The sequence below is a fragment of the Microcoleus sp. AT8-B5 genome, from assembly GCF_036705565.1.
Classification (GTDB): Bacteria; Cyanobacteriota; Cyanobacteriia; order Cyanobacteriales; family Microcoleaceae; genus Microcoleus.
In genome coordinates this window covers 17,311-27,731 of sequence record NZ_JAUBUY010000068.1, presented here as the reverse complement: position 1 = coordinate 27,731, position 10,421 = coordinate 17,311, and the positions used below count along the sequence as shown (strand labels likewise).

Here is a 10,421-nt window from a genome sequence, read left to right as displayed (position 1 = left end):
GGTTCCGGCGCAGGGACGGGTGGTGTTGGTGTTGGTGGTGTGGGTGTTGGTTCCGGCGCGGGTGTTGGTTCCGGCGCCGGTGTTGGTTCCGGCGCCGGTGTTGGTTCCGGCGCAGGGACGGGTGTTGGTTCCGCTGCGGGTGTTGGTGTTGGTGGTGTCGGCACCGGTATCGGCGCGGGTGTCGGTGTTGGTGGTGTCGGCACCGGTATCGGCGCGGGTGTTGGTTCCGGCGCGGGTGTCGGTGTTGGTGGTGTCGGCACCGGTATCGGTGCGGGTGTCGGTGTTGGTGGTGTCGGCACCGGTATCGGCGCGGGTGTCGGCACGGGTATCGGTTCCTTAAGGGGAATGAGAGAGACAGTGGCGACTGCCGCACTGGTAGCGCCGAGGTTATCTGTAGCGCTGTAGGTGAAGTTTGCCCCTGTGAAATTGCCGGACGCCTGGAAAAACAACTGGGTAATTTGCTCGGCTGTCAGGGTTTGACCTGCCGTGACCCGCACTCCTTGGCTGGGATCACCCAAGAACAGCGTGCCTTCATTGGCTGGTGGTAAGGTGTTTACGGTAAAGGAAACCACCGTCCCGTCTGGGTCGGTTCCTCCGAGTCCGGGGATGTTCACGGTTGTTTCCACCAACAAAGCGACGCTGGAGTTGTTGGCGACGGGTGGCCCGTCGGTGGGAGGTAATAGTCCTCGCAGGGAGGCTGTAGCGGGGGCTGGACTAATGGCGCCGCGGCTGTCTGTGGCGCTGTAGGTAAAGTTGGTGGCTGTGAATTCGCTGGTTGCTTGGAAGAATAACTGGCTGATTTGAGTTGCGCTAAGTCTTTGGCCTGCCGTGACCCGGATTCCCTGGCTGGGATCGCCCAAGAATAGGACGCCTTGATTTGCTGCCGGCAGGGTGTTGATAGTGAAGAATTCGATCGAGTCGTCGAGGTCTTTTGCCGTGAGCCCTGTGAGGTTGACTGTGCTGTTTGGCGCCAGTGTCTTGCTGAAGTTTGTCGGTACCGGCGGGTAGTTGAACGCCAGTGAGACCAGAGAAACGGTGGCTGCAGGACTGATGCCACCGAGATTGTCCCTGCTGCTGTAGGTAAAGTTAGCCCCTGTGAAATTGCCGGCCGACTGGAAGAATAACTGCGTCATTTGCTCGGCTGTCAGGGTTTGACCTGCCGTGACGGCGACTCCTCCGGTTGCGGGGTCGCCCAAGAACAGGATGCCTTGATTTGCCGGCGGCAGGGTGCTGATGGTGAATGCAACCACTGTGCCGTCTGAGTCTCTGCCTCCGATCCCGCTAATTTGGACAACGCTGTTGGGCCCGATCGCCACATTGCTGCTGTCGGCTGACGGAAGCTTGTTGGGTGAAGGCGGAGCGAGTAAAATGGCGGTGGTGACAGTGGCTCTGGACTCGGAACCGTTGTTATTGCTGGGGTCGGGATCGAAAGTGGTCGATCGACTCTGGGAAGTATTGCTAATGGTGCCGATCGCTGGAATGACTACTGTTACCTCGCGGTTGATGTTGCTGCCGCTAGTCAAACTGCGAATTGTTGGGAAGGTGACAACCCCTGTCACTGGGTCGTAAGTGCCGTTATCGGATGCGCTGACTCCCGTTAAACCGGGAATGATGCTGTCTGTAATCACTACGTTTTCAGCAGCATTCGGCCCATTGTTGGCGGTAGTTATAGTATAAGTCACGGAACTACCCGCAGGAGCAGATGTGAGACCGCTCTTGGACGTAACCAAGTCGGCGCGGGCTGCCTCGATCGCAGTAACGACTCGCCCCCCCGCCTGACCGGGCAATGCGACTGTCGAGCCGTCGTTATTCGTCAAGTCCGGGTCAAAAGTGTCCGATCGACTCAAGACAATGTTGGTGATGCTCGTCAGGGTAGACGGCGGTACAAAAGTCAGGCTGCGGGTGACGCTGCTGCCGCTGGCTAAAGTCGCGATCGCTGGGAAATCGATCGCCCCTGTGGCAGCATTGTAGGTTCCGCCATCGGACACCCTGACATTAGTTAAGCCGGGAATTAGGCTGTCGGTGATGACTACGTTGGTCGCGGGACTAGGCCCGTTGTTGGTAGTAGTAATTGTATAAAGTAGCGTGTCGCCCACCTCGATGCTGGCCGGAGCCGTTTTTTGGGTGACAATATCGGCCACAGCCTCGATCGAGGTAATGACGGTGGCGTTGGGGTTTGTACCGTTGTTGTTGGCAGGAGTGGAGTCGGGAGTGATGGAGGTACTTCTGGCCGTGTTGCTGATGGAAGTTAGGGTGGGCGGCACTGTGAAGCCGATCGTCCGGGTGACTGTCTCCTTATGGGCTATTGCCACGGGCGCAAAGGTGACAATCCCCGTCACTGGATCGTAAACGCCACCGTTAGATGCCGTGACTCCGGTTAACCCCGGAACTATGCTGTCAGTGATGGTTACAGCTTCTGCAGGACTCGGCCCTAAGTTGACTGTGGCGATCGTATAGCTGACCGAACTACCGGCAGTAGCACTCGTAGATCCGGTTTTCGTGGTAACAAGATCCGCGTTGGGCGCAATACTTGTCGTAACCGTAGAGTTAGTGGGAGTGCCGTCTTTGTTGGTCGCCCAGCCGTTGTTGTTAGTGGCGATCGGATCGAAAGTCGCCGCGCTACTCCGGGCCGTGTTGCTGATGGCGGTAAGGGTGGCTGGGGCAATGAAACTGACGGTGCGGGTCGCAGTAGCTGCATTTGCCAGGGTTGTCAATGCTGGGAAGGTGACAATGCCGGAAACTGGGTCGTAACTCCCCCCATCCGATACGCTGACTCCTGTTAAACCCGGAATAATGCTGTCCGTGATGGTCACATTGGCAGCGGGGTCTGGCCCCATGTTAGTCGTAGTCAATGTGTAGGCGACGCTTGACCCGGCCGAAGTAGTCACAGGCCCACTTTTGGTAGTAACTAAATCTGCGACTGTATCGACAACAGTGGTAAAGACTACACCAGGCCCCTCGATTTGCCCTGGCGCGAGTACACCGCTGTTGTTGCCCAGATCGGGGTCGAAAGTCGAGCTATTGCTGAATGCAACGTTGGCAAAACTGCTACCGCTGGTTAAACCGGGTGGCAAATCAATAGTCAGGGTGTAAGTCAGAGTCTCACCCGCATTGAGAACCGGAATTAACGGCCAGGTGACAGCTTTCGTTTCGTTCACATAAGTGCCATTGTTGGAGGCAGTGAGAACCGGCGGCAATCCCCCCGGACGCAGCATTTCAAAAGGTATTTCGTCTTGAATCAGGACATTTGTAGCGGGCGCTGGCCCCCTGTTTACAGTTGTAATCGTGTAGGTAATGCTGCTTCCGGGCTTGACGAACTGCGGGCCGCTCTTGATAGTGGCAACCTCAGCGGTGATACTGGGAGGATTGATAGTTTCAACTACCAGGTTTTGAAGTTCGTGAATGTTGTTGGCGCTTCCTGTGGAACTGCCAAAACCAAATTTCAAAATTGGCGGTACCCGGCCGTTTTCGGTGGCCAAGTTGCGGATGTCGATCAATGTAGTTTCGTAGATGTCGTCGAAATTTGCATCGAAGGCCACGGTGAGGCGAGAGGGATTGACCGGATCGTTAGATGGATTCAGTGTAATTTGAACGGATCTTTTGGCTAAATTGCGATCGCTCGTGAACGTATTGCTGAAGTTAAAACTGGCGCCTGGTTCAGGGCCACTAAAGTCAATGCTTGTAGGAATGTTATCGATGCCGAAGGGAACGATCGCATTTGTTAAAAACCGATAATCGTTTGCTTGATTTCCTCTAACAGTTACTGAATCTGGTCTGAAAGAACCAATAGAGGAGCCGGGAATCGGGGGTGGCTCAGGACCCGACCGCCCTTCTGTGGATGTTGAAAAATTGCCAAACTCGTCAAGCCCAATGCCTAAATAACCTCCCTCAATACCGGGTATACCCGTTCGTGGAGCGTAAGCGACAGAACCGCCATAACCCCCAGTCCTTGTTGGGCTAACAGTGCCGTCAATCAAGAAGAAACCCAGCCCGTCCCCTGGCTGAGGGCTAATAAATGGTTGCGGAGCATTAGCTTGCTCCCTTGAACCGTAAGAATAAAAATCAAACTGGACTCTGAGACCGTCGGTTGAAGGAATGGGGTTGTTGTAGATGACGAAGGCTTCCCGAAGGTTTACTGCTGGAGTTAATCGCAGAGCGCCATCGCCGGGAGTTGCACCGCCCAAAGCCGGAAGTACGCCGGATACTGTGCCTCCGGTAATGCCGGGGATAAGTTGATCGGCTGCTGGATCGTTGCTGCTGGGATCGAACAGTGCCCCGTCATTTCCCCCGTAAATCCAAGGCCCCCTAACTGTGGAGTTTTTGAAAGTTTCGTTAACTAATGTGCCGAGGGCGTAAGGGTAGGCTTCGAGGACTTCTTTTTCAATGGCGATTCTCGCCTTTATTTCCCCTGTCGCAAATTTTAATTGCCAGTCGCCGCCGAGGGCCACACTCCCCGTCAAGTTGTCGGAAGCTGCAATATCTGCACCGACCATCAAGCTTAGCTGCCGCACGAAGGCTTCGCCGCTTTCCCCCGCTGCGACGCTGCACCCGAATAACAAGATATCTCCTCTCTCGCTGAGGGCTTTTCTCCACTGCTGTAACGAATGGCTGTAGGTTTGTAGGTTGTCGTTGCAGAGTTCGATCGACCCTAGCTGCACTCCTGCTTCTCGACCGTGAGAAACTATCTGAAGGCTGTCTAAATCGCTGCAATTAGCCAAAATTCTAGTAATTTGCTCGACTCCATCCCCCGTCGAGTTCAGTACAAATACCTCTGTATCGGCTGTTGCTCCTCTTGCCAAGCTCTCGCAGTTCTCTACTCTGGCATCGAGAAACAGTACATTTTTTACAGTCCGAGGGGGCAACCACGGGGAGTTTTCCCTTACAGTCGATCGCAAAAATTCTCTGTGGGGATGCCCAGTTCTCGTGCCGCCACGAATTTTCTGGGACAGGGGCAACCACGGGGGGATTGCCCCTACTGTTTTTACTTGTTTTATTGGTTTTTTCTGATGATAAGTTACTGTTGTTCGGGATTTTGCGCCCCCAATCCTTGTGGTGGACTCACCTATTTTTGGGGCGATAAAAATTGGTTTGTTGCAGATGCTTTGCATGGTAAAATAGTCTCACTAATTGTAGATGATATACCCATTTCCCGATGATTATTATCACCTATTTAAAAGGCTTAATTGCAGAGTAAGAGGCTCTGCTGCTTGACTGAGATTCAGAGCAAAAAGCCAATTTTACTCAGCACAAAGCAGTGCTATATGGATATTTAATAGCATTGCAAATAGCGCCGGCAGAAGAACTGAGGATTTGGTGTTTAAATCCCAATAATCTCTCTATCGGGTGATATTTTGCCTTCGACTTTTTTCTTTTAGGATCGCGAGTGTATCTGTTACACAGCTCTTACCTCGCGCAGTAGATAAGAACACGAGTTCTCAAGAATTTACTTGATGAGCTTTTCTGTACCTCGTCTAATGCACTTTACTTGGCAGATAAAACTCACTATTTCTAGACGTATAAACCTGGTTTGAGGGACGAAAAGACTTCTTTGCAGCCCTCGCTCCCGGTAAACAACTCGGTTTCTTTGGTTTGGCTGTGCAAGCCCTGTTCACAATAGCAACCACACATTAATTAGGGAGTGATAGCCGTCACATAATTATGGCGACTGTGCCCGAAGTGTTATTCAACTGATATCTTTTACCATTCTCAATAACCATTCTATGGGGGGTTCTCCTGCCCAGCCCATAAGAAAATTCACTTGTTGTGGAACAGGCCAGAAAGCCTATTCTTGAAAATGGTGCAACATATGAGATTCAATTGAAATTGGCATACCCTGTATCGACGAAGCTTCTTAAAAATTCATGACTTGGAGTCTGGACATAGCAATCTAGGTTTGAGACTGTTTCGCTACGATCGCAAAAACAGATTAGTGCTCCCCACAAGCAAATTCTCAAACTGTCAAGAAACGAGTCTTCGAGCTGGTTTCTGTTTAAGATAAATGCTCGGGACAATGTTTCGTGCAGAATTTTTCATGATGTTTTGGAGAAACGGATTTGGAGATGTGCGCCTCAGCTATTTACGATTTTTGTTGGCTAATTTTCTTAACTGCAGGAGTTACGCTCAGGAGACAGGAAAACCAATTTATGACTAGATTTCTCGTCGTCTAACCAAAATTTATCATCTAAACCTGGTTTCTGATCGTAAGTCATCAACTAGAAAAACACCGATCGCAATCCGCCAGTTATGGCAACTGTAACCAAGCAATAATGCTCGATTAGGTTTTAACTGCTGAGTTTGGGCGTGGGTCGTCCAAAACAAGCTTCACCAATAATCATTACACGTAAGTACATCTTAACTCATTGATTATTACATCCGCAAATAGACGTAGATACAAGCACCAATATAAGCTATATCTTTTCACCGCGAGCGTCAAGGGTTCGGGCTTGGTAGTACCGACAATCTTGACAGGGCCCAGAAGGATTGACAGCGCAGCGAATGTAATTTGAGCGGGCGTTATACTCGCAAGTGATATCGCCGATAGCATAACCGAGGCTTTGTATGTAAGTGCGATCGGCAGTTGGTAGTTGAGTTCGCATGGGTCTATTCGCTACCGCAAGTCTGGCCGCTGCAATTCTGTCGCGGGCTTGGATCGATTGCGAGCGCATCACCCACAAAGACAGCAGCGACGGAGCTAAACCTATGAAAATAATCAGGAGAGCAGTTAGCACATTTTCAGAGCTTATGTGGAGAATTTTTGTTTTAATTTAGGCGATGGCAACAGAAAATTATCCCGAAAAGACGGTTTTAAATAAAAAAAGTTCCCGATAAATTCTCAAACTATGCCGCCCGTGTGTTAACCGTTAGCTGGCTGCTGAGGAGGGCGAATTAAATAACTTACAATTTCAGGCGTTGCTGATTAGGATCGCGAATTAAATAACTTACAATTTTAACTGTTATTGTGGGATGGGCGTCCCGCCCGTCCAAAAAAGACGGGCGGGACGCCCATCCCACAAACTTGTGGAAGTTATTTAATTCTCATTCCTTAACGGTATGAACCAAATTTTGTCGGAAGTTACAAAACTCACCATACTTGGCTGATGGCAATTCCGAACTATTCAATTCATCCCTGTATTAAGCAACGCCCAATTTTAACTGTTATTGTGGGATGGGCGGGACGCCCGTCCAAAAAAGACGGGCGTCCCGCCCATCCCACAAACTTTTTGAGAAACCCGGTTGCTCTCAAAAAGAAAAACGGTTAAACCTTAGCAATATCCCCCGCTAAATCCATCAGCGAACCCGCACCTTCCACCTTAGCAACATCTAACAAAGTCTTCAAAACTGAATCGGGATTCAAACTAATTGAATCAATTCCCAACTCAACCAAGAAACGAGCAAACTCAGGATAATCGCTGGGCGCTTGACCGCAAATTCCAATCTTGCGATCGTACTTCTTGGCGGCTTTAATGGCAATTGCTACCATGCGCTTGACAGCTTCATTGCGTTCGTCAAAAATGTGCGCGACTAAAGCAGAATCCCGGTCTAATCCTAATGTTAGCTGAGTTAAATCGTTAGAGCCGATCGAGAATCCGTCAAAAACTTGGGCAAATTCGTCAGCAAATATGACATTGCTTGGCAATTCGCACATCACATACACTTGCAAGCCGTTTTCGCCCTTGACTAAACCGTGTTTTGCCATCTCTGCCAACACTTTTCGCCCTTCATCCGGGGTGCGACAAAATGGAATCATCGGAATCACATTTGTCAAGCCCATTTCGTCGCGGACTCGCTTTAATGCTTTGCATTCCAAAGCGTAAGCTTCGCGGTAATTCGGGTCGTAATAACGAGAGGCGCCGCGCCACCCGATCATCGGGTTTTCTTCCTTGGGTTCAAACTGCCGCCCGCCCAAAAGATTAGCATATTCGTTGCTCTTGAAATCGCTCATCCGCACGATAACGGGATTTGGATAAAATGCGGCGGCAATTGTGGCAATTCCGTGGGCGAGTTTGTCGGTGAAGAAATCGGGTTTGTGTTGGTAAAGTGCTGTCAGGTTTGCAATTTCTTCCTTGACTGATTCATCCACCAATTCGTCAAAGTGAATCAGTGCCAGCGGGTGTGCTTTAATGTGATTGGCAATGATGAATTCCAACCGCGCTAAGCCTACGCCGTCGCAAGGAATGGCTGATAAACCAAAGGCTTCTTCTGGGTTCCCGACATTCATTAAAATTTGAGTGCGGGTGCGGGGTAAATTCTCGATCGCAGTTTCTTGAATTTCAAAAGGAAGCAAACCGGAATAAACTTTGCCTTCATCTCCTTCGGAACAAGAAACAGTGATTTCTTGCCCGTTTTTCAAGATTTGGGTGGCATCGCCGGTGCCGACAATGGCGGGAATTCCCATTTCTCTGGCGATGATGGCGGCGTGACAAGTACGCCCACCGGAATTGGTGACGATCGCACTTGCTTTTTTCATAATTGGTTCCCAATCCGGGTCTGTTTTGTTGGTAACTAAAACTTCTCCTGATTGAAATTCAGCAATTCTGTGAACGTCTAAAATCACGCGGGCTTTGCCTTGTCCGATTGATTCGCCAACGGCGCGTCCTTTTGCCAAAACTGCACTGCTGCCTTGCAATTTGTAGTTTCGCAAAACTTTAGCAGACTTTTGAGATTGTACTGTTTCGGGTCGCGCTTGGACAATAAACAATTCGCCGGTATTGCCGTCTTTTGCCCACTCAATGTCCATCGGGGTGTACGTTCCGCGCACTTTTGAGTAGTGTTCTTCGATGACTACTGCCCATTTTGCTAGTTGCAAAATTTCATCATCTTTGATGGCAAATTTGTTTTTTTCTGCTGCGATGACCGAGACGTTTTTGGTGTATTTAGAACCACCGATATCGTACACCATTTTGAGTGTTTTGCTGCCGAGTCGTTTGTCTAAAATCGGACGAAAACCTTGTTTTAAGGTGGGTTTAAAGACGAAGTATTCGTCGGGATTGACGGTTCCTTGGACGACGTTTTCGCCTAATCCGTAGGCGGCGGTGACTAATACGGCGTTTTTAAATCCGGTTTCGGTGTCGATGCTGAACATGACGCCGGAGGATGCTAAGTCCGATCGCACCATTTTTTGGACGCCGACTGATAGGGCGACTTCAAAGTGGTCGAAACCCCGCTGTTGGCGGTAGGAAATCGCGCGATCTGTGAATATGGAAGCAAAGCATTTGTGACAGCATTCGAGGACGCCAGCGCAAGCTTGGACGTTGAGGTAGGTTTCTTGCTGTCCCGCGAAACTGGCGTCTGGTAAGTCTTCGGCGGTGGCGGAGGAACGCACTGCTACGTCTGTACTGTCGCCGTAGCGATCGCACAATTTTTCGTAAGCATCGGCGATCGCCGCTTGGAGTTCTCGCGGAAATGGTGTGTCGAGAATCAGTGCCCGCGCTTGCTTGCCTTTTTGTCGCAGGTTCTGCATATCTTCTACGTCTAAATCGGCAAAAATTTCGCGCAATTTAGCTTCTAAACCCGCTGACTGGATGAAGTACCGGTAAGCGTATGCTGTAGTTGCAAATCCGTTGGGAACTCTGACTCCTTGGCTGGTTAATTGTTGAATCATTTCGCCCAAAGAAGCATTTTTACCGCCTACTAATGGGATGTCGGCGATGCCGACTTCATCAAATAACAATACTAAGGCTTTTTCTTTGGGAATTACACCGGGTTTTTGATCAATTGCTAATTTTTCGATCATGGCTTTTTTCCTCTCAACTTCATCTCAGTTCGGTCAAAGCACAGTAAACAAAGGACAGTTTATTGGGAATTGTAATTTGGCTACCAAAGTTCTCTGATTTTTTCCTAGGCTGTATCAACCGAGTTTTCGATTGCCTCTACTTCAAGATTATCACTTTTTGGCTAAATAGCAAGGCCTGTGGAGATATTTGATTTGATTGCAAAACGTAAAGAATTTGCAGGAATGAGTTTATGTAAGGTATTATAAAAGAAGTGGTAAAAATATGAATAACGAAGATAGTTCTCACCGCTTTTTTGGCGTTGAGCGCTCATTGGTGCGGGGATATCGCTGGGATTGTGTTGGTAGCGGAATCCAAGGGCAAGAAACGGTGGGGTTCGATCGCGCGATCGGCTGAACCCGCCCAAAAACCGATACTTACTTTCCGATAGGAGTCGTGAGTCACCAAAAATAGGAGATTCTAGTTCAACCTCTCCGATTCATCTGTGGACTAAATCTAAAATCTAAAATCTAAAATCGGGTGACAGGGGCGATCGCCTCAAAAAATACTATGCAGCTTAGTTTCCTCCTGACACCGAGATTCTAAAAACCTTAAAAAATTTACCCCTGATTGCGTTAGCCTACTTAGAGGAAAAACACAATCGCATAGATATCAGATATTATATCATTTTCAATAAGCCTTTTAAGAGCT

The 10,421-nt window shown here is 49.5% G+C and carries 4 protein-coding genes; 1 reads left to right on the top strand and 3 read right to left on the bottom strand.

What is annotated here, in order from left to right; translation table 11 throughout:
- The 3 genes from QUB39_RS27830 to ppsA all read right to left on the bottom strand — a co-directional run.
- Positions 1–5,108, bottom strand: a 5,108-nt coding sequence (locus QUB39_RS27830) for a DUF4347 domain-containing protein (protein WP_333279379.1), incomplete at its 3' end; no start/stop codon positions are given.
- 1,299 nt (positions 5,109–6,407) lie between these two features.
- Positions 6,408–6,728, bottom strand: coding sequence for a DUF6464 family protein (locus QUB39_RS27825; RefSeq protein WP_333212284.1), 321 nt, complete (start codon positions 6,726–6,728; stop codon positions 6,408–6,410).
- A gap of 527 nt (positions 6,729–7,255) precedes the next feature.
- Positions 7,256–9,733, bottom strand: a complete 2,478-nt coding sequence (gene ppsA, locus QUB39_RS27820) for a phosphoenolpyruvate synthase (protein WP_333057002.1) — start codon at positions 9,731–9,733, stop codon at positions 7,256–7,258.
- Between the two features lie 262 nt (positions 9,734–9,995).
- Between ppsA and QUB39_RS27815 the strand changes: the two genes are divergently transcribed.
- Positions 9,996–10,127, top strand: a complete 132-nt coding sequence (locus QUB39_RS27815; RefSeq protein ID WP_333057001.1) for a hypothetical protein — start codon at positions 9,996–9,998, stop codon at positions 10,125–10,127.
- Positions 10,128–10,421: the final 294 nt, after the last annotated feature.